This is a genomic window from Diaphorobacter oryzae DSM 22780 (genome assembly GCF_059568935.1).
Window position 1 is genome coordinate 213030 of the sequence record NZ_JCANUL010000002.1, and the last position, 19177, is coordinate 232206.

The 19177-nt window shown below is 69.7% G+C and carries 17 protein-coding genes; 10 read left to right on the plus strand and 7 right to left on the minus strand.

Going from position 1 to position 19177, the window contains the following annotated elements; all coding sequences use genetic code 11:
* Positions 1-6 precede the first annotated feature (6 nt).
* Positions 7-1116, minus strand: a complete 1110-nt coding sequence (gene recA, locus BP68_RS04175; RefSeq protein WP_496369356.1) for a recombinase RecA — start codon at positions 1114-1116, stop codon at positions 7-9.
* A gap of 150 nt (positions 1117-1266) precedes the next feature.
* Between recA and BP68_RS04180 the strand changes: the two genes are divergently transcribed.
* The 3 genes from BP68_RS04180 to BP68_RS04190 all read left to right on the plus strand — a co-directional run bounded on the left by BP68_RS04180 (position 1267) and on the right by BP68_RS04190 (position 4009).
* Complete coding sequence (locus BP68_RS04180) at positions 1267-1755, plus strand: MarR family winged helix-turn-helix transcriptional regulator (protein WP_496369357.1); 489 nt, start codon at positions 1267-1269, stop codon at positions 1753-1755.
* A 65-nt stretch (positions 1756-1820) separates the two neighbouring features.
* Positions 1821-2495, plus strand: coding sequence for a response regulator (locus BP68_RS04185; protein ID WP_496369358.1), 675 nt, complete (start codon positions 1821-1823; stop codon positions 2493-2495).
* An 80-nt stretch (positions 2496-2575) separates the two neighbouring features.
* On the plus strand, positions 2576-4009 hold the full coding sequence (locus tag BP68_RS04190; protein WP_496369359.1) for a sensor histidine kinase: 1434 nt from the start codon (positions 2576-2578) through the stop codon (positions 4007-4009).
* Between the two features lie 18 nt (positions 4010-4027).
* Here BP68_RS04190 and BP68_RS04195 read toward each other — a convergent pair whose 3' ends face one another.
* Positions 4028-4345 (minus strand): DUF4148 domain-containing protein, encoded by a 318-nt coding sequence (locus tag BP68_RS04195; RefSeq protein WP_496369360.1) that lies wholly within the window; start codon positions 4343-4345, stop codon positions 4028-4030.
* Positions 4346-4469: 124 nt separating this feature from the next.
* On the minus strand, positions 4470-6104 hold the full coding sequence (locus BP68_RS04200; RefSeq protein ID WP_496369361.1) for an adenylate/guanylate cyclase domain-containing protein: 1635 nt from the start codon (positions 6102-6104) through the stop codon (positions 4470-4472).
* 79 nt (positions 6105-6183) lie between these two features.
* On the opposite strand from BP68_RS04200, the gene BP68_RS04205 reads away from it, so the two are divergent.
* The gene (locus BP68_RS04205) at positions 6184-6897 is read left to right on the plus strand and encodes a Crp/Fnr family transcriptional regulator (RefSeq protein ID WP_496369362.1); all 714 of its coding nucleotides are present in this window, start codon (positions 6184-6186) and stop codon (positions 6895-6897) included.
* A gap of 90 nt (positions 6898-6987) precedes the next feature.
* Here BP68_RS04205 and BP68_RS04210 read toward each other — a convergent pair whose 3' ends face one another.
* Complete coding sequence (locus BP68_RS04210) at positions 6988-7926, minus strand: LysR substrate-binding domain-containing protein (protein ID WP_496369363.1); 939 nt, start codon at positions 7924-7926, stop codon at positions 6988-6990.
* Positions 7927-8039: 113 nt separating this feature from the next.
* Here BP68_RS04210 and BP68_RS04215 point away from each other — a divergent pair, with 113 nt between their 5' ends.
* The 3 genes from BP68_RS04215 (at position 8040) to BP68_RS04225 (ending at position 11235) form a co-directional block, all read left to right on the plus strand.
* A complete protein-coding gene (locus BP68_RS04215) occupies positions 8040-8999 on the plus strand; it encodes a Bug family tripartite tricarboxylate transporter substrate binding protein (protein ID WP_496369364.1) in 960 nt (319 codons plus the stop codon).
* Between the two features lie 18 nt (positions 9000-9017).
* Positions 9018-9944, plus strand: a complete 927-nt coding sequence (locus BP68_RS04220; protein WP_496369365.1) for an N-formylglutamate amidohydrolase — start codon at positions 9018-9020, stop codon at positions 9942-9944.
* 325 nt (positions 9945-10269) lie between these two features.
* Entirely contained in the window at positions 10270-11235 is a 966-nt protein-coding gene (locus BP68_RS04225; protein ID WP_496369366.1) for a tripartite tricarboxylate transporter substrate binding protein BugE, read from the plus strand.
* 33 nt (positions 11236-11268) lie between these two features.
* Here BP68_RS04225 and BP68_RS04230 read toward each other — a convergent pair whose 3' ends face one another.
* Genes BP68_RS04230 through BP68_RS04240 form a run of 3 tightly spaced genes read right to left on the minus strand, consistent with a single transcriptional unit; the run spans position 11269 to position 13481 of the window.
* Positions 11269-11994 carry an SPOR domain-containing protein gene (locus BP68_RS04230; RefSeq protein WP_496369367.1) on the minus strand — a complete coding sequence of 242 codons (726 nt, stop codon included), beginning with the start codon at positions 11992-11994 and terminating at the stop codon, positions 11269-11271.
* Positions 11995-12006: 12 nt separating this feature from the next.
* Complete coding sequence (locus BP68_RS04235; protein WP_496369368.1) at positions 12007-12885, minus strand: biotin--[acetyl-CoA-carboxylase] ligase; 879 nt, start codon at positions 12883-12885, stop codon at positions 12007-12009.
* The gene (locus BP68_RS04240) at positions 12882-13481 is read right to left on the minus strand and encodes an SET domain-containing protein (RefSeq protein ID WP_496369369.1); all 600 of its coding nucleotides are present in this window, start codon (positions 13479-13481) and stop codon (positions 12882-12884) included. The genes BP68_RS04235 and BP68_RS04240 overlap by 4 nt, the downstream gene beginning before the upstream one ends.
* A 119-nt stretch (positions 13482-13600) precedes the next feature.
* On the opposite strand from BP68_RS04240, the gene BP68_RS04245 reads away from it, so the two are divergent.
* The 3 genes from BP68_RS04245 (at position 13601) to BP68_RS04255 (ending at position 18931) form a co-directional block, all read left to right on the plus strand.
* A complete protein-coding gene (locus tag BP68_RS04245; RefSeq protein WP_496369370.1) occupies positions 13601-16525 on the plus strand; it encodes a DNA topoisomerase III in 2925 nt (974 codons plus the stop codon).
* 4 nt (positions 16526-16529) lie between these two features.
* A complete protein-coding gene (locus BP68_RS04250) occupies positions 16530-16877 on the plus strand; it encodes a DUF4124 domain-containing protein (RefSeq protein ID WP_496369371.1) in 348 nt (115 codons plus the stop codon).
* 236 nt (positions 16878-17113) lie between these two features.
* Positions 17114-18931 carry a DEAD/DEAH box helicase gene (locus tag BP68_RS04255; protein ID WP_496369372.1) on the plus strand — a complete coding sequence of 606 codons (1818 nt, stop codon included), beginning with the start codon at positions 17114-17116 and terminating at the stop codon, positions 18929-18931.
* Positions 18932-19177: the final 246 nt, after the last annotated feature.

Below are 19177 nucleotides of genomic sequence, written 5' to 3' on the forward strand. Positions count from 1 at the left end.
ACAGGGTCAGGCCTCGGCGTCGCCGGCCTTGTCGGCCTTCTTGCCGCGCGCGGGCTTGTCCTCGGGGGCGCTGGCCGGGGTGGCCGTGGGCAGCAGGGCAATGCCCAGGCTGTCGCGCACCTTGTTTTCGATCTCCACGGCCAGGCCGGGGTTCTCGCGCAGGAATTCGCGCGCGTTGTCGCGGCCCTGGCCGATCTTCTCGCCGTTGTAGGCGTACCAGGCGCCGCTCTTTTCGAGGATGCGCGCGTTCACGCCCATGTCGATGATCTCGCCCTCGCGCGAGATGCCCTCGCCGAACAGGATGTCGAACTCGGCCTGCTTGAACGGGGGCGAGACCTTGTTCTTCACCACCTTCACGCGGGTCTCGTTGCCGATGGCCTCGTCGCCCTTCTTGATGGTGCCAATGCGGCGGATGTCCAGGCGCACCGAGGCGTAGAACTTCAGCGCGTTGCCGCCGGTCGTGGTCTCGGGGCTGCCGAACATCACGCCGATCTTCATGCGGATCTGGTTGATGAAGATGACCATGCAGTTGGTCTTCTTGATCGTGGCCGTGAGCTTGCGCAGCGCCTGGCTCATCAGGCGGGCCTGCAGGCCGGGCAGGGCGTCGCCCATCTCGCCCTCGATTTCGGCCTTGGGCGTGAGCGCGGCGACCGAGTCCACGACGATCAGGTCCACGGCGCCGGAGCGCACCAGGCTGTCCACGATCTCCAGCGCCTGCTCGCCGGTGTCGGGCTGGCTGATGAGCAGCTCGGGCAGCTGCACGCCCAGCTTGCTGGCGTACTGCACATCCAGCGCATGCTCGGCGTCGACGAAGGCGCAGGTGCCGCCCTGCTTTTGCATCTCGGCGATGACCTGCAGCGTCAGCGTGGTCTTGCCCGAACTTTCCGGGCCGTAGATCTCGATCACGCGGCCGCGCGGCAGGCCGCCTACGCCCAGCGCCACGTCCAGGCCCAGCGAGCCGGTGGAAACCACCTGGATGTCCTCGATGGCCTCGCCCTCGCCCAGGCGCATGATGGTGCCCTTGCCGAACTGCTTCTCGATCTGGGCGAGTGCGGCCTGCAGGGCCTTGGCCTTTTCGCTGTTGGCGGCGGCGTTGCCTTTGACGGTGGCGTCCATGGAATGCTCCTTCGGGTCTGGAATCGGGGTGGTTCGGTAGGGCCGGGCTGCCACTGTTTTCAATGACAGGCTGGATGCTTGAACAGTAGTCTATGGGCGTCTGCCGATTGTTCCAACGAATTTTTGGTCAGTTTGGCTGACAATTGAGCCATGAGTGCTCTCCCCCTGCCCGACGACCGCTGGCGCCAGACGCATCTGGGCCGCATGCTGGGACATGCCATGCGCCGCTTCGACGCGCGCGTGCTGCAGCTCATGGCGCGCAACGTGGAGGTGCCGCTGGCGCTGTCCAACCTGGCGGCGCGCGACCAGGTGAGCGCGGCGCACATCCACATCACGCGGCATCTGTCGCTGGCGGGCGACCGGCTGACCGACCTGGCCGAGCGCGCCGGCATGGCCAAGCAGTCCATGGCCGGCCTGGTGGACCAGTGCGTGGCCTGGGGCCTGGTCACGCGCGAGAGCGATCCGCACGACGCCCGTGCGCGGCGGGTCTGCTTCACGCCCACGGGGCTGGCGTGGCTGGAGGCCTTCCGCGCCGCGGTGGCGCAGGCGGAGGCGGAGTTCCGCGCCGAGGTGGGCCCGGAGGTGGCCACGGTGGTCGCGCTGGGGCTGGAGGCCTACGCGGGTGGCGGTACGGCCTAGAATTTGGCCCAAATTCAAGGCCCGAGGCGCACCCGCAGCGCCTGGGCACCACAGGAGATATCCCCATGCGCATCCTCATTGCCGAAGACGACCAGGTGCTCGCCGACGGGCTCCTGCGCACGCTGCGCGGCTCGGGGGCCGTGGTGGACCATGTGGCCAGCGGCACCGAGGTCGATGCCGCGCTCATGACCAACAACGAGTTCGACCTGCTGATCCTCGACCTGGGCCTGCCCCGGATGCACGGGCTGGAGGTCTTGAAGCGCCTGCGCGGGCGCGGCTCGGCCCTGCCGGTGCTGATCCTCACCGCGGCCGACAGCGTGGATGAGCGCGTCAAGGGCCTGGACCTGGGGGCCGACGACTACATGGCCAAGCCGTTCGCGCTGTCCGAGCTGGAGGCGCGCGTGCGCGCGCTCACGCGCCGCGGCATGGGCGGTACCAGCAGCGCCATCAAGCACGGGCCCCTGGTGTACGACCAGGCCGGGCGCGTGGCCACCATCGACGGCAAGATGGTCGAGCTGTCGGCGCGCGAGCTGGGCCTGCTGGAGGTGCTGCTGCAGCGCGCCGGCCGCCTGGTGAGCAAGGAGCAGCTCGTGGAGCGCCTGTGCGAGTGGGGCGAGGAGGTGAGCAACAACGCCATCGAGGTCTACATCCACCGCCTGCGCAAGAAGATCGAGCGCGGCCCCATCCGCATCGCCACCGTGCGCGGCCTGGGCTACTGCCTGGAGAAAATCCCCAGCTGACGCTATTAAATAAATAGCTATTCACGCTTGATGGGCGGGCGCTGATGGCCTGAAACACTACATACCAGCAGGGCCGGCACTTGAAAATCTTCCAGCGCGAGCAGCGCTCCCTCTTCGGCGAAATCCTGGACTGGATGCTCACGCCGCTGCTGCTGCTGTGGCCCGTGAGCCTGGCGCTCACCTGGCTGGTGGCCCAGGGCCTAGCCAACAAGCCCTTTGACCGGGCGCTCGAGTACAACGCCCATGCGCTGGCGCAGCTCGTCACCGTGCAGGACGGCAGGGTGCTGTTCAACCTGCCCCAGCCCGCCAGCGAGATCCTGCGCGCCGACGAGTCCGACATCGTGTACTACCAGGTGCTCTCGCCCACGGGCGAGCACCTGTCGGGCGAGCGCGACCTGCCGCTGCCGCCGCCTGATGAGCGCACCTTCTCCGGCGAGGTGCGGCTGCGCGACGCCGAGCTGCGCGGCATCGACATCCGCGTGGCCTACATCTGGGTGCGCGTGCCCCTGCCCGACGCGCCCGCCGCGCTGGTGCAGGTGGCCGAGACGCGCGCCAAGCGCAGCGTGCTGGCCACCGAGATCATCAAGGGCGTGATGCTGCCGCAGTTCGTCATCCTGCCGCTGGCCGTGCTGCTGGTGTGGCTGGCGCTGGCGCGGGGCATCAAGCCGCTGCACCAGCTGGAGGAGCGCATCCGCGCGCGCAAGCCCGACGACCTCTCGCCGCTGGACCACAAGGCCGTGCCCATGGAGGTGGCGCCGCTGGTGGACTCGGTGAACGACCTGCTGGGCCGCCTGCAGGACTCCATCGCCACGCAAAAGCGCTTCCTGGCCGACGCCGCGCACCAGCTCAAGACGCCGCTGGCCGGCCTGCGCATGCAGGCCGACCTGGCGCAGCGCGAGGGCACGAGCACGGAGGAACTCAAGCAGTCGCTCAAGCAGATCGGGCGCTCGTCCATCCGCGCCACGCACACCGTCAACCAGCTGCTGGCGCTGGCGCGCGCCGAGGGCGGCAGCGCCGTGGTGCAGCGTCAGCCCACCGACCTGGCGCGGCTGGTGATCGAGGTGGTGGAGGGCAGCGTGCCGCGCGCCATGGACAAGCACATCGACCTGGGCTACGACGGCGCCGAACCCGGAACGCCCGGCGTGTGGGTGGACGGCAACCCCACACTGCTCAAGGAACTGGTGCGCAACCTGGTGGACAACGCCATCAACTACACGCCGTCGAGCATGGAGCGGCCCGGCGTGGTCACCGCCCGCGTGCTGCCCGATACCTTCGGGCGCGTGGTGCTGCTGCAGGTGGAAGACTCCGGCCCCGGCGTGCCCGAGGCCGAGCGCGAGCTGGTGTTCCAGCCCTTCTACCGCGCCCTGGGCTCCGAAGCCGACGGCTCCGGCCTGGGCCTGCCCATCGTGCGCGAGATCGCCCGCCAGCATGGCGCCGAGGTGCAGCTGGAGGAAGTGCGCCCCGGCGCCACCATGCCGGGCGCGCGCTTCAGCGTGCGCTTTGCTGCGCGCTGAGTCTGCCGGCCGCGCGGCTCATTTCCTCATGCTCAGGCGGCTGACCTCGGCCTGGAACTCGGGGCCGTCGCGCATGCGGTGGTATTCGGCCAGCCGGCGCTCATAGGCCGGGTCGCCGGCGTAGGTGCTCTCGCCCATCTGGTAGTCGCGCAGGCCCGCGCGGCTCCACAGGTTCAGATCGGCCAGCACCTCGGCGCGGGTCATGGCGGCGCCCTGCTGGGTCATGGGTTCCATGCCAAACCATTCCTCCTGCGACGGGATGGCGGCGAAGGCGGCGCCGGCCCACGCGGCGGCGGCAATGGCGGCGATGGCGACGGGTTTGTAGGTGTTCTTCATGGCAGTGCCTCTTTATGGTGGGGGCCTTGCAGGGTGGCTTGGCACCCTGCAAGACTGAAAGTGTCTGCCGCTGCGTTCGCCGCGTCAGTGCGCAAACGCACCGGCTGGCGCAGGTGGCCCGGCCCTAGCGGGCGGGCGCGACCCACAGCGCCGAGGGCCTGCGCACCTGCAGCACCTGCAGCGGCTGCAAGCGCCCGCGCACCTGCACCGCCACGGGCGGACCCAGCCGCTGCGCCACGCCGGCCAGGCGTGCCGCGTCGAGCGACAGCACCAGCCGCGCCCCGGCCGCCTTGGCGTGGTCCTGCAGCCGGCTGGCGGTGTTGACCACCTCGCCCACGGCGGTGAAGGTGGTCGCGTCCGCATACCCCACGCGGCCCACGGCCACGCGGCCCGCGTGCAGGCCCATGCAAAAGTCCAGCGGCTGGCCGAACTGCGCGCCGAAGGTCTCGCCCCAGGCCTCCATGCGCTGCTCGATGAGCGCCGCCGCCTGCACCGCCTGGCAGCAGGCGGTGGGCAGGTCGGCCTGCAGGCCGAAGATGGCCATCACGCTGTCGCCGACGCACTGGTTGGCCAGCCCCCCACAGTCGTGCACCGCCGCGCCCACGCGGGCGAAATACTGGTCCAGCACCCAGGCCAGATCGACGGGCCACTGCCGCTGCGCCAGGTCCGACCAGCGCCGCAGGTCCACGAAGAGGATGGCCGCCTGGCGCTCCTCGCCCTGGTGCGCGGCCGCGTGCAGCAGCGGCGTGACCGCGATGTCGCCCCGCGGGCGCAGCTGGCAGGCCAGGCGCACGTCGGCTGGGGCCCGCACGCGCTCCAGCGTCAGGCGCTCGTCGCGCAGCGGCTCGGGCAGATGGCCCGCCGGCCCCTGCACGCGCACGCGGCAGGTGGAGCAGCGCGCCTGCCCGCCGCACAGCGACAGGTGCGCGATGCCGTGCGCGCGGCTGGCCTCCAGCACGCTGAAGCCGCGTGGCACCTGCACCGCGCGGCCGGGGTAGCGCAGGGTGATGGGGCCGCCGGCGCGCCGCCGGCGCGCGCCGTTCCAGGCGTGGCGCAGCGCCAGCAGGGCGGCCAGTGCCAGCAGCCAGCCGCCGCGCAGCCCATCGGTCAGCCCCTGCAGGGCCTGGGCGGCCTGCGGCGTGGGGCCGGTGGGCGCGGCGCGGGCGCTGGCGGCGATCTCGCGCGCCATCGCCAGCAGGCCCAGCGCGGCCAGCACCGGCAGCAGCACGGCCCCGGTCAGCAGCAGCGGCTGCCAGCGCCGCCACGCGGCATGCCGGCGCAGGGCCAGGTGCAGGCCCAGGCAGCCATGCACCCACGCGGCGGCCAGCAGCAGCAACTGCAGGGCGATGCCGTCCGGCGTCCAGAGCGCCTGCACGATGCGGGTGTACGACGGCTCCACGCCCGCCGTCTCCTGGGCCCAGCGGCTGGACACCAGGTGCGCCGCCAGCAGCAGCGGCAGGCACAGCCCCAGCGCCAGGCGCACGGCCTCCACGGCCGGCAGGCGCAGGCAGCGCCGCTGCCACAGGGCGGCGGCCGCCATGCCCAGGTGCACGGCCAGGGCGCCGTAGAGCAGCGCGGTGCCGGGCCAGGTGCGCCACAGCCCATGCACGGCCACGCGCATGGCTTCGGCCGCATCCAGCGATACCAGTCCCAGCGCGTGGTTGGCCAGGTGCAGTGCCACGTAGGCCCATAGCAGCAGGCCGCTGCTCCAGCGCAGGGGGCGCACGGAGGGCGGGGCGCGGGGGCGGGGCGGGGCCATGGCGGAGCAGAGCGGGGTGCCTACGGTGCGCATAATGCGCCAATGCCCGGCGTTTGGCAGCCGGGCCCCAGGGTTTCGCATGACCGTTCCCGCCGCCCGCTTCAGCCTGGCCCTGCGCCGCATCGCATTGTTCGAGGGCCTGGAGGATGCGTGCCTGGAGCGCCTGGCGCAGGAGTGCGACTGGCGCAGCGTCGAGGCACGCCGGCCGCTGTTCCTGCGCGCCACTGGCGGCGGCGAGGTGTACTTCCTGGTTGCGGGCCGGGTGCGCATCACCACCTATTCGGCCCATGGACGCGAGGTCTGCCTGCACGACTGCGTGCCGGGCGAGCATTTCGGCGACCTGTCCGCCATCGACGGGCGGCCGCGCTCGGCCGACGCGGTGGCGCTGGAGCCCTCGCTGCTGGCCAGCCTGCCTGCCGAGGCCTTCGTGGCCCTGCTGCGGCGCGAGCCCGCCGTGGCCGTGCGCATGCTGCGCGACCTCACGGCGATGGTGCGCGGCCTGACCGACCGCGTGATCGGCCTCAGCACGCTGGGCGTGCACACCCGCCTGCATGCCGAGCTGCTGGGCCTGGCCCGCGCGGCGGGCGTGGCCCGCGACGGCACGGCGCGCATCGACCCGGCGCCCCCGCATGCCGTGCTGGCCAGCCGCATCGGCACCAACCGCGAGCAGGTGACGCGCGAGATCAGCGCCCTGGCCCGGCGTGGCGTGCTGCGCAGGGACGGCGCGCATGTGCTGGTGGTGGCCGACATGCACGCACTGGAGGCGCTGGTGGCGGGGGTGCGCGGCGATTGATGTGGGCGCGGTGATTGCTATCTAATTAATAGTTGTTTGCGCTTGTCCAGAAAGGCGTAGAGCCTGATTCGGCTTGAAGGTGGTGCCGGCTCAGGCGGCCGCCGGCTCGTCGAGGGCCGGCCCGGGCAGGGTGGGCAGGGCCGGCAGCGCCAGCAGCCAGTCGCGAAAGCGCGCCAGTGTGCCCAGCTGCGCGCGGGACTCGGGGTAGCACAGCCAGTAGCCCAGCGTGCTGGTGTAGCCGCCGCCGGGCAGCGGCTCGGCCACCGTGCCGGCGGCGATCTCGTCCTGCACCAGGCAGCGCGGCACCAGTGCCACGCCCATGCCCACCGACACCGCGCGGATCATGGTCTGGAACTGGTCGAACTGCGGCCCGGCCAGCGTGTCCATGCCCTGCACGCCGTGCGCCTCGCTCCAGCGCTGCCAGGCCTCGGGCACCGTCACGTGGCGCAGCAGCGTGCAGCGCGCCAGGTCCTGCGGCTGGCGGATGTCCACCTCCGCCAGGCCCTGGCGCGGGGCGATCAGCGCCACGTCGTTGCCCGCCAGGTAGTGCGAGCGCGCGCCGGGCCAGTGGCCGTCGCCGAACAGGATCGAGCAGTCCAGTTCGGGGTTGGAGAAGTCGTAGCCGTGCACGTAGGGCACGAAGTGCAGCGTGACCTGCGGGTGCTGGCGGTGCAGCTGCGGCAGCTGCGGGATCAGCCATTTGGCGGCGAACGTGGGCAGCACCGACAGGTGCAGCGCGCCGCCGTCGTCGCTGCTGGTGATCAGCTCCAGCGTGGCGGCCTCCAGCCGGGCGAGCAGCGCGCTCACGGCCTTCTCGTAGCGCTCGCCGGCGGGGGTGAGCGTCAGGCGCTTGCGGCTGCGCTCGAACAGGCCGATGCCCACCCAGCGCTCCAGCTCCTGCACCTGCTTGCTGACCGCGCTCTGCGTCAGGTGCAGCGCCTCCGCGGCGCGCGAGACGCCGCCGAAGCGCGCCACGGTGCAGAACGCGCGCAGCAGGTGCAGCGGTGGGGTGAGGCGGCGCAGGGACATGGTGTGCTGAGCGGGATCAACATATTCTTACTAGGAATATTAACAGGCATACCATTTGCTTTTGCAACGGCACCGATTCCGGTAATCTGCTTTTTTTATAGAGGAGTACAAGCATGCAACGTCGTCACCTTCTTGCCGTACTGGCCGCAACATCTGTCGCTTCTGGAATGTCTTTCGCGCAGGACCGCCCCCTGCGCATCGTCGTGCCCTTCCCGCCGGGCGGCGCCACGGACATCGCCGGCCGCTCCCTGCAGGAGCCCCTGCAGCGCCTGCTGGGCCAGCCCGTGGTCATCGAGAACAAGGCCGGCGCCGGCGGCTCCATCGGCATGGCCGACGTGGCCCGCGCCACCGACGGCCTGACCTTCGGCGTGGCCACGCTGTCCACGCACGGCGTGAACCCGGCCGTGCTGGCCAAGCTGCCCTACGACCCCATCAAGGACTTCACCGGCGTGACCGAAGTGGTGAAGGCCCCCGGCATCATCGTGGTCAACCCCAAGGTGCTGCCCGTCAAGGACTTCGCCGACCTCGTGAAGTACCTCAAGGCCCACCCCGGCAAGGTGGAATACGCCACGCCGGGCAACGGCACCATCGGCCACATGTGGGGCGAGCTGTTCAAGAGTTCCACGGGCACCAGCATGGTGCACATCCCCTACCGCGGTGCGGGCCCGGCCATCAACGACGTGCTGGGCGGCCAGGTGCCGGTGTACTTCGACCAGGTGGCCTCGTCGCTGCCGCACGTGAAGGCCGGCAAGCTCAAGGCGCTGGCCGTGTCCTGGCATGAGCGCCTGGACGTGCTGCCCGACGTGCCCACCTATGCAGAACTGGGCTACAAGCAGGCCAACGACGCCTCGTGGTTCGGCCTGGTGGCGCCCAAGTCCACGCCGGCGGCGCAGGTGCAGCGCGTGCAGCAGGCCGTGGCCCAGGCCCTCCAGGAGCCGGCCGTGCGCGACCGCCTGGCGGCCCAGGGCCTGTACGCCTCGGGCACCTCGTCGGCGGACTTCTCCGCGCAGATCGTGCGCGAGATCGAGAAGATGAAGCAGGTGGCCGCCTATGCCAAGATCAAACTGGACTAAGTCTTTGCGAGCCTGCCTATGCAACCCGTGCTGAAACTGATCCACAGCCAGTACCTGCAGGCCGAGCCGGGCGCGGCCGGCGCGCCCGCGGTGGCGCCCGCGCGCATGCTGTCCAGCGCCCCGGGGCGCACGCCCCTGGTGCTGGACTCGCCGCACAGCGGCACGGTCTACCCCGAGGACTTCCGTGCCGCCCTGGCGCTGCCCGTGCTGCGCCGGGCCGAGGACACGCATGTGGAAAAGCTCTACGCCTTCGCCCCCGAGCTGGGCGTGGGCTGGGTGGAGGCGCATTTCCCGCGCATCTACCTGGACGCCAACCGCGACACCACCGAGGTGGACGCGACCATGATCGACGGCCCCTGGCCCGACCCGGTCACCACCGACCCCGTGGTGCTGCAGAAGGTGCGCCTGGGCAAGGGCCTGATCTGGAAGTTCACCGACGAGGGCGTGCCGATCTACGACCGCCCGCTCACCGTGCAGGAGGTGCAGGCGCGCATCGAGCGCTGCTGGCGGCCCTACCACGCGGCCGTGGCGCGCGCCATCGACGACGCCCACGCCCGCCACGGCTACAGCATCCACATCAACTGCCACTCCATGCCCGCCGTGGCCGCCAGCCACGCCACGCTGCACCCCGGGCTGGTGCATGCCGACTTCGTCGTGGGCGACCGCGACGGCACGACGGCCGACCCGGCGCTGTCGCAGCGCATCTGCGCCTTCCTGCGGGGGCGCGGCTACAGCGTGGACTACAACCACCCCTACAAGGGCGTGGAGCTGGTGCGCCGCTACGGCCGCCCGGCGCAGCAGCGCCACAGCATCCAGGTCGAGATCAACCGCAAGCTCTACATGAACGAGCAGACGCTGGCGATCGAGCAGGCCGGCTTCGACCGGCTGCGCACCGACCTGCGGGCGCTGGTCGAGCAACTGCTGGCCACCGACCCGCGCCGCTGAGCGCCGGGCCGGACGCGCCGCAATACCCGCGGGTGCCGCTAAGGTACCCATCCGCAAGGCCCGTCCTCCTGGACGGGCCTTTGTCGTTCCAAGGCGAGGTTGTCGACATAGTTTGCTATTAAATAAATAGCTGTTTGCGCTTGTGGATAAAGGCTTTGTGCCTGTTTTTGCTTGAAATCCACGTTGCGGCTGAGTCGGCTGCCGGCACGGGGAAGGGCGGCACATTCCCTTATGGAATAAGGTCAGTCGCAATGCTCATTGGTCAGCCCTCTACGGGATTACCAGAATGGCCCGTCACCCAGAACGAAACCAGAGGGAGCATTCCATGCAGCGTAGAGACATCCTGACCTTGGCCGCCGCGGGCGCCATTCCCGGCCTGGCCGGCGCGCAGAGCGCCGCCAGCACCCTGCGGCTGATCGTGCCCTTTCCGCAGGGCGGCGCCACCGACATCACGGCCCGCGTGCTGGCCGAGCCGCTGGCGCGCATCCTCGGCATGCCGGTGAAGGTGGAGAACCTGCCGGGCGCGGCCGGCGCCAAGGGCATGGAAACCGTGGCCAAGGCGGCGCAGGACGGCATGACGCTGGGCGTGGCCACGCTGTCCACGCACGGCGTGAACCCCGCCGTGTACAAGAAACTGGGCTACGACGCGGTCAAGGACTTCGCGGCGGTGACCGAGATCGTCAAGGCGCCCGGCGTGCTGGCCGTGCACCCCAGCGTGCCGGCGCAGAACTTCGAGCAGTTCATCAAGCTGCTCAAGGCCCAGCCGGGCAAGATCGCCTTCGCCACGCCGGGCGCGGGCACCATCGGCCACATGTGGGCCGAGCTGCTGCAAAGCACCACCGGCACCTCCATGAAGCATGTGCCCTACCGCGGCGCGGCGCCCGCCGTGGCCGACCTGCTGGAGGGCAAGGTGCAGGTGTACTGCGACCAGGTGGCCTCGTCGCTGCCGCATATCCAGGCGGGCAAGCTGCGCGCGCTGGCCGTGTCGTGGAACCAGCGCCTGACCGTGCTGCCCCAGGTGCCCACCTATGCCGAGCTGAGCCTGTTCGCCAACAACGACCCGTCGTGGTTCGGCCTGGTGGCGCCGGCCGGCACGCCCGCGGTGGTGGTCCGCGCCCGCCGCGACGCCGTGGCCCAGGCGCTGCAGGAGCCGGCCGTGCGCAAGGAACTGGCCAGCCAGGGACTGTTCCCGTCGGGCTCGCTGCCGCAGGAGTTCGGCGCCCAGATCCAGAAGGAAGTGGACAAGATGCGCCGCGTGAGCCGCTTCGCGCAGATCAGCCTGGACGCCTGACCCCGGCGCGCCGCGGCCGGGCCGCGCGCGCCCTCAGGCGCAGGGGCGCAGCGTCTTGCCGGCCAGGGCCGGCTGCAGCGCTCCGTCCAGGCGGCTGCGCAGCGCCTCGCTCACCGCTGGCAGGCGCAGCGTGAAGCCCGGCGCATCGGCGCGCTCCTGCACCACGCGGGCCGTGCGCACGCCCTGGTTGACCAGCAGGCCCAGGCCGCGCTGGGCGGCCTCTTCGGTGGAAAAACGCCCCAGCGACAGCCCCGGCTCCAGCGCCGCGCCCGGGCGGTCGTAGGCGATCTTGAGCGCGCGCAGCTCGCCGCGCTTCTTGGCCACGGCGTCCTCGTCGGCAAAGCGCCCCATGTAGACCATCCAGCGGCCGGAGATCGGCGTGGGCTCCAGGCTCCAGCTGTCCGCGGGCAGCTGGGCCGCGGCCAGGCGCAGGGCGTCGGCCTGGCGGGCGTCGAAGATGCCGGCCTGCAGGCAGGCCAGCGGCTCGCCGGGCGCCGCCGCCTGGGGCTGGCTGGCCGGTTCGCTGGCGGCCGATGCGCTGGCGGCCGATGCGCTGGCGGCCGGGGGCGGTGCGGCGCTGCTCTTACGTCCCTGGCCCTGGGGCAGCAGGCGCAGGTTCTGCGGTTCGATCTGCTGCTCCAGGCGCTGCGGCTCGGACTCGCTGGCCGGGCCCAGGCCCCAGTCGCGCAGCAGGCCCTGCGACCAGGCGTAGTAGCCGGCGTTGGCCAGCAGCAGAACCAGGACGGCGAGGCGCAGCATGGCGGGTGTCCTTCAGGCTGTCAGCGACGGGCCGGTGGGGCGCACGCTGATCTCGGAACTGGTGATGGTCTGCATGCCGCGCTCGGTGTGCACGAGCAGGGTGCCATCCTCGGTCACGCCATGGGCGGTGCCGCTGGTGCCGTCGCTCAGGGTCACGCTGCGCCCGTTCAGCAGATCGCGCTGCGCAAAGCGCGCCTGGAAGGGCGCGAAGCCATGCTCGGCAAAGCCCTGCAGGGCCTGCACCAGCGGGACGACCAGGCGCTGCAGGCTGCTGGCGGCGGTGAGCGTGGTGTCCACCTCGCGCAGGCAGGCGGGCGCGGTGGCCAGGCCCTGGGCCAGCACGGGCAGCACGTTCAGGCCGATGCCGATCACCACGTAGCGGCTCTGGCCGCCCTGGCCGGAGGGCGCGGCTGCGTCCTGCGGGCCGGAGAAGGTGGCCGTCTCCACCAGAATGCCGCCAAGCTTGCGCCCGTCGTGCAGCCACAGGTCGTTGGGCCACTTGAGCAGGATGCGCGGGCGGCCGCTGCCGACGGCGGGCAGCTCGGGCTGCAGGCTTTCGGCCACGCTGACGCCCACCGCCAGCGACAGGCCCGACCATTCGCGCGGCGCCAGCGGCAGGCCCAGCGAGAAGGTGAGCGCGGGCACCACGCCCGTGTCGCGGTAGGTGGCGGCACTGTGCCAGTCGCGGCCCAGGCGGCCGCGCCCGGCGGTCTGCTCCTCGGTCACCAGCAGCGTGGGCTCCAGCCGGCCGGCGCGCGCGCGGCGCATCAGCTCGCTGTTGGTGGAGTCGATGCTGGGCAGCACCTCCACGGTAAAGCCGGGCAGCAGCGGCGCCACGGCCTGCCAGATGGCCTCGGCGGGCCAGCGCACGGGGGTGTGGGCGGCGCTCACCGCGATGTACTCCTGCGGGCCTTGGCCTTCTTGGGTTTCTTGTCTGCCTTGTCGGCCTTGGGCTTCTTGGCAGCCTTGGCCGGCGGCAGCGGCAGGCCCGGCGGCGCCCAGCCGCGCTTGGGCGCCAGCAGCGTGCCGCGGCAGTTCTTGCTGCCGCACCAGCAGGGGTACTCGGCCTTGAGCTTCTTGGTGTAGCGCTCTTCGATGATCAGGCCGTAGTCGTAGTTCAGCTCCTCGCCGGCGGCGATGTTGCGCAGCGCGGTGATGAAGACGCGGCCGCCTTGCTCGTCGGCAAAGCAGTTGGGATTGCAGCTGTGGTTGATCCAGCGCGCCGAGTTGCCGCCGAACTTGGCGTCGATCACGCGGTCTTCATCCACATGGAAGTAAAAGGTATGGTTGGGCTGCGCCGGATCGTGCGGGTGCCGGTCCTGCGCCTCCTGCCAGCTGATGACCTCGCCCGTGTACTCGATGACGACCTCGCCCTCGGCGATGTCCTGCACGGCGAACACGCCCTTGCCATGCACACCCGAACGGCGGGTCTGGATGCGCCGACCCGGCAGAACTGCAGGGGCAACGGACGAAGCGGTGGGGGCCATGAAAAAACCTGTTAATTTGATTGTGTGCACACATGCGCACGTACGCGTACATGCGCGCGCATGTGGAGCGGATTGTAGAAGCGCTGGAAACAGGTGCTAAGGCGAAAGCGACCCACAAAATGACCAAGACCCTGGTAATTGCAGAAAAACCCTCGGTGGCGCAAGACATCGTGCGCGCCCTCACGCCCGTCGCGGGCAAGTTCGAGAAGCACGAGGACCACTTTGAAAACGACCGCTACGTCGTCACCAGCGCCGTGGGCCACCTGGTGGAAATCCAGGCGCCCGAGGAATTCGACGTCAAGCGCGGCAAGTGGAGCTTTGCCCACCTGCCGGTGATCCCGCCGTACTTCGACCTCAAGCCCGTGGACAAGACCAAGAGCCGCCTGAACGCGGTGGTCAAGCAGGCCAAGCGCAAGGACGTGACCGAGCTGGTGAACGCCTGTGACGCGGGCCGCGAGGGCGAGCTGATCTTCCGCCTGATCGAGCAGTACGCCGGCGGCGCCAAGGGCGCCCTGGGCAAGCCCGTGCACCGCCTGTGGCTGCAGAGCATGACGCCCCAGGCCATCCGCGACGGCTTCGACAACCTGCGCAGCGACGCGCAGATGCAGGGCCTGGCCCATGCTGCGCGCAGCCGCTCCGAGGCCGACTGGCTGGTCGGCATCAACGGCACGCGCGCCATGACGGCCTTCAACTCGCGCGACGGCGGCTTCTTCCTGACCACCGTGGGCCGCGTGCAGACGCCCACGCTGTCGCTGGTGGTGGAGCGCGAGGAAAAGATCCGCAAGTTCATCAGCCGCGACTACTGGGAAATCCACGCCGGGTTTCAGGCCGAGGCCGGCGAATACCTGGGCAAGTGGTTCGACCCGCAGTGGAAGAAGAGCGACGACCCCGAGGCCCGCGCCGACCGCCTGTGGAACAAGGCCGATGCCGACGCCATTGCCGCCGCCGTGCGCGGCAAGCCCGCCGCCGTCACCGAAGAAAGCAAGCCCACCACCCAGGCCAGCCCGCTGCTGTTCGACCTGACCAGCCTGCAGCGCGAGGCCAACGGCAAGTTCGGCTTCAGCGCCAAGACCACGCTGGCCCTGGCGCAAAGCCTGTACGAGCGCCACAAGGCCCTGACCTACCCGCGTACCGACTCGCGCGCCCTGCCCGAGGACTACCTGCCCGTGGCGAAGAACACCTTCGCCATGCTGGCCACCAGCGGCATGCGCCACCTGGCGCCGTTCGCCCAGCAGGCGCTGGACGACAACTACGTGCGCCCCACCAAGCGCGTGTTCGACAACAGCAAGGTCAGCGACCACTTCGCCATCATCCCCACCACGCAGGCGCCCAGCGGCCTGTCCGAGGCCGAGCAAAAGCTCTACGACCTGGTGGTGCGCCGCTTCATGGCCGTGTTTTTCCCCAGCGCCGAATACCAGGTCACCACCCGCATCAGCAAGGTGGAGCAGCACAGCTTCAAGACCGAGGGCAAGGTGCTGGTCAAGCCCGGCTGGCTGGCCATCTACGGCAAGGAAGCCGCCAACGAGGTGGAAGACGGCAAGGCCGGCGACAAGGGCCAGCCCCTGGTGGCCGTGAAGCCCGGCGAGATGACGCACACCGCGTTCGCCGACGCCAAGGGCCTGCGCACCAAGCCCCCCGCGCGCTACAGCGAAGCCACGCTGCTGGGCGCCATGGAAAGCGCCGGCAAGCAGGTGGAAGACGAGGAACTGCGCAGTGCCATGCAGGAAAAGGGCCTGGGCACGCCGGCCACGCGCGCGGCCATCATCGAAGGCCTGCTGACCGAAAAGTACATGCTGCGCGAGGGCCGCGAGCTGATCCCCACGGCCAAGGCCTTCCAGCTCATGACGCTGCTGCGCGGCCTGGATGTGCAGGAGCTGTGCCGCGCCGACCTCACGGGCGAATGGGAATACAAGCTGGCGCAGATGGAAAAGGGCCAGCTGAGCCGCGAGGCCTTCATGCAGCAGATCCAGGCCATGACCGAAAAGCTGGTCAAGAAGGCCAAGGAATACGACCGCGACACCATCCCCGGCGACTACGCCACGCTGTCGGCCCCATGCCCCAACTGCGGCGGCGTGGTCAAGGAAAACTACCGCCGCTACGCCTGCACTGGCGCGGCGGGCAGCGGCGAGGGCTGCGGCTTCTCGTTCACCAAGTCGCCCGCCGGCCGCACCTTCGAGACGGCCGAGGCCGAAGCCCTGCTGCGCGACCGCCGCATCGGCCCGCTGGAGGGCTTTCGCTCCAAGGCCGGCTGGCCGTTCACGGCCGAAGTCGCCATCGTGCGTGACGAAGAGGCGGGCAACCACAAGCTCGAATTCGACTTCGGCGACGACAAGGAAGACGAGTCCGGCGAACTGGTGGACTTTGGCAGCCAGGAAAGCCTGGGTAACTGCCCCGTCTGCGGCGCCCCCGTGTACGAGCACGGCAGCAACTACGTGTGCAGCAAGGCCGTGCCCACGGCGCAGCAGCCCACGCCCAGCTGCACCTTCAAGAGCGGCCAGATCATCCTGCAGCAACCCATCGAGCGCACGCAGATGACCAAGCTGCTGCACAGCGGCAAGACCGACCTGCTGGAAAAGTTCATCTCCAACCGCACGCGCCGCGCCTTCAAGGCCTTCCTGGTGTGGGACAAGGAGGCCGGCAAGGTCAACTTCGAGTTTGAGCAGCGCGAAAGCAAGTACCCGCCGCGCAAGACGGCTGCTGCGAAAACAGGAGCTGCTGGCGCAGCCAAGAAGGGCGCTGCAGCCAAAAAAGCCGCAAAACCCGCCGCCAAGACCGGCGCCACCGCTGCCGCCAAGACCCCGCGCAAGGCCAGCACCGCCGCCGGCAAGGCCCCCAGCGCCGCCCTGGCCGCCGTGATCGGCAGCGAACCCGTGACCCGCCCCGAGGCCGTGAAGAAGCTGTGGGACTACATCAAGTCCCACAACCTGCAGAACCCGGCAGACAAGCGCACCATCAATGCCGACGACAAGCTGCGCGCCGTCTTCGGCAAGGACAGCGCCGGCATGTTCGAGCTGGCGGGCCTGCTGGGCACGCACCTGGGCTGACGCCATGCTGAGCCGCGGCGAGCGCATCGCATGGGGCGGCCTGGCCGCCCTGGCCGTCGCGGGCGCCGCAGCCGCCTGGTGGACGGCCGACCGGTGGACACCCCACGCCGGCCCCTGGGCCGCGCAGGCCTGGCGCAAGATCACCCGCCCCGGCCCCGACACCCTGCCGCCGGGCCATGCCGGCCGGCCCGCGCCCGCCGCACAGGGCGCGGCCGCGGCCGCATCGGCCCCCCTGGTCCAGCCGCGCAAATGCGTCAAGAGCGGCCAGGTGACCTACACCGACCAGCCCTGCCCGCCGGGCAGCCGCGAGCTGGCGGTGGACGGGGCCGTGACCTCCTTGCCCGCGCGCTGAGCGGCAGCCGCCGCACGGCGGGCGCGGGCCGCCTGCGCCGGGATTGTCTGGCGTGCTATATATTCAATAGCTATTGGCGCTTACTGGGTAAGCGCTGCAGGCCATTTTGACCCTCAAAGCCCTGGCGCTTTACCGCCACTGCCCCCACGGCGCACCGGGGTTAACGTCAGTTTGAAATCAGTTTCGCCGCCTATAAGGTGTTTCGAGTTGAAACAGAGAGGGTGAGCGAGGGTGGCATGGCGACGTTGATTCCGTCCCTCGGCTCATGCGCGGGGCGCATGCAGTCGGGGGAGCGCAGACTGGCCGAGCGGCTGGAACAAAAGCTCGAAGACGACTATTGGCTGTGGTGGGACGTGCCCATCGGCCCCAAGCAGACGCGGCCCGACTTTGTGGTGCTGCACCCGCGCCGGGGCGCGCTGATCCTGGAGGTGAAGGACTGGCGCCTGGACACCATCCGCAGCGCCACGCGCGAGCGCTTCGAGATCGCACCCGACGGCCATCTCAAGGTCGTCATGAGCCCGCTGCAGCAGGCGCGGCACTGCGCCATCCAGGTGGTGAACGCGCTGGAGCGCGACCCGCAGCTTGTGCAGGGCGAAGGCCCCCACCAGGGCAAGCTGGCCTTCCCCTGGGGCCACGGCGTGGTCTTCACCAACATCACGCGCAAGCAGTTCGAGGGCGCCGGCCTGGATGCGGCCATTCCGCCGCACCTCGCCATCTGCAAGGACGAGATGGTCGAGAGCGTGGACGCCGAGGCCTTCCAGCAGCGGCTGTGGGCCATGTTCCCCCACAGCTTCGGCAAGGGCGCCATCACGCTGCCCCAGCTTGACCGCGTGCGCTGGATCCTGTTCCCCGAGGTGCGCGTGCCGCAGCAGCAAAGCCTGTTCGGCACGGGCGAAGAAGGCGACGACGAAGACGCCCGCCTGCCCGACATCATGCGCGTCATGGACCTGCAGCAAGAGCAGCTGGCCCGCAGCCTGGGCGACGGCCACCGCGTGATCCACGGCGTGGCGGGGTCGGGCAAGACCATGATCCTGGGCTACCGCGCCGAGCACCTGGCGCAAACGCAGACGCCCGGCAGCAAGCCCATCCTGATCCTTTGCTACAACGAGCCGCTGGCCGTGAAGCTGGCCGCCACCATGCAGGCCAAGGGGCTGGCGGAGCGCGTGCATGTGCGCCACTTCCACAAATGGTGCCGTGACCAGTTGGTGGCCTACCACCAGCTGCCCGACAACACGCGCGGCTGGCCCGTGGACAGGCTGATGCACGAGTTTGTGCAGCGCGTCATCACCGGCGTGGACGCGGGCCACATACCCGCCGGCCAGTACCACGCCATCCTCATCGACGAGGGGCATGACTTCGCGCCCGAATGGCTCAAGCTGGTCACGCAAATGGTGGACCCCACCACCAACAGCCTGCTGCTGCTGTACGACGACGCGCAAAGCATCTACGACCGCACGCAGAAAAAGACCTTCAGCCTGAAGAGCGTGGGCATACAGGCCCAGGGCCGCACCACCATCCTGAAGATCAACTACCGCAACACGCGGCAAATCCTGCAACTGGCCCACCGCATGGCGGGCGACATGCTGAAACCCGAAGACGCCGAGGGCGGTGACGACGGCATTCCCCTGCTGCAACCCCTGAGCTGCGGCCGCGAAGGCCCCGAGCCCATCGTCATCGACCTGCCCGCACTGCCCCAACGGGTAGCCCGCATGGCCGAACTGCTGGCCGACCAGCACGCCCAGGGCCACGCCTGGGGCGACATGGCCGTGCTGTGCCGGCACCACAAGGAAATGGACGAATGCTCCGCCGCCCTGGCGCGCAAGGGCCTGCCGCACCGGGTGCGCAAACGCTCAGGTGATTACCGGCCGGAAGAAGACGCCATCAAGGTGATGACCATGCATGCGAGCAAGGGGTTGGAGTGGCCGGTGGTGGCGGTGATGGCCGAGCGCGGCGTGGATGCAACGAAGGGTGCTGAAAACCAGGATGCGATGTTGGAGGCGCGGGTGGTTTATGTGGCGACGACGCGGGCTATGCAGAGATTATTGGTTCTATGAGTTTTGGATATGGAATTTATGGGTGATTTCGACCCCGAGCGATCTTTGCGGCAAGTGCTGAAAACGGCCATTCGGGATGCGACACATAGACTATGGTTTGTAATGGTACGTCACAAGTCTATTCCAAAAACTGACAGGCGCGAGCTAAAGGAAGGGCGGCGGGGTCATCACTATTTGTGAGTTGTGATTTATATCGAGGAAAAGCCGTAGGGCCAGTATTTAGTTCTCCCTTGCTCAGCTTGGATT

What these genes read in the sequence shown, in the direction of transcription:
- BP68_RS04225 (WP_496369366.1), top strand. Translation starts at nt 10,270, where the DNA reads ATGCAGCGTAGAGACATCCTGACCTTGGCCGCCGCGGGCGCCATTCCC.
- BP68_RS04185 (WP_496369358.1), top strand. Translation starts at nt 1,821, where the DNA reads ATGCGCATCCTCATTGCCGAAGACGACCAGGTGCTCGCCGACGGGCTC.
- BP68_RS04215 (WP_496369364.1), top strand. Translation starts at nt 8,040, where the DNA reads ATGCAACGTCGTCACCTTCTTGCCGTACTGGCCGCAACATCTGTCGCT.
- BP68_RS04220 (WP_496369365.1), top strand. Translation starts at nt 9,018, where the DNA reads ATGCAACCCGTGCTGAAACTGATCCACAGCCAGTACCTGCAGGCCGAG.
- BP68_RS04245 (WP_496369370.1), top strand. Translation starts at nt 13,601, where the DNA reads ATGACCAAGACCCTGGTAATTGCAGAAAAACCCTCGGTGGCGCAAGAC.
- BP68_RS04180 (WP_496369357.1), top strand. Translation starts at nt 1,267, where the DNA reads ATGAGTGCTCTCCCCCTGCCCGACGACCGCTGGCGCCAGACGCATCTG.
- BP68_RS04240 (WP_496369369.1), bottom strand. Translation starts at nt 13,481, where the DNA reads ATGGCCCCCACCGCTTCGTCCGTTGCCCCTGCAGTTCTGCCGGGTCGG.
- BP68_RS04195 (WP_496369360.1), bottom strand. Translation starts at nt 4,345, where the DNA reads ATGAAGAACACCTACAAACCCGTCGCCATCGCCGCCATTGCCGCCGCC.
- BP68_RS04230 (WP_496369367.1), bottom strand. Translation starts at nt 11,994, where the DNA reads ATGCTGCGCCTCGCCGTCCTGGTTCTGCTGCTGGCCAACGCCGGCTAC.
- BP68_RS04200 (WP_496369361.1), bottom strand. Translation starts at nt 6,104, where the DNA reads ATGGCCCCGCCCCGCCCCCGCGCCCCGCCCTCCGTGCGCCCCCTGCGC.
- recA (WP_496369356.1), bottom strand. Translation starts at nt 1,116, where the DNA reads ATGGACGCCACCGTCAAAGGCAACGCCGCCGCCAACAGCGAAAAGGCC.
- BP68_RS04210 (WP_496369363.1), bottom strand. Translation starts at nt 7,926, where the DNA reads ATGTCCCTGCGCCGCCTCACCCCACCGCTGCACCTGCTGCGCGCGTTC.
- BP68_RS04205 (WP_496369362.1), top strand. Translation starts at nt 6,184, where the DNA reads ATGACCGTTCCCGCCGCCCGCTTCAGCCTGGCCCTGCGCCGCATCGCA.
- BP68_RS04250 (WP_496369371.1), top strand. Translation starts at nt 16,530, where the DNA reads ATGCTGAGCCGCGGCGAGCGCATCGCATGGGGCGGCCTGGCCGCCCTG.
- BP68_RS04255 (WP_496369372.1), top strand. Translation starts at nt 17,114, where the DNA reads ATGGCGACGTTGATTCCGTCCCTCGGCTCATGCGCGGGGCGCATGCAG.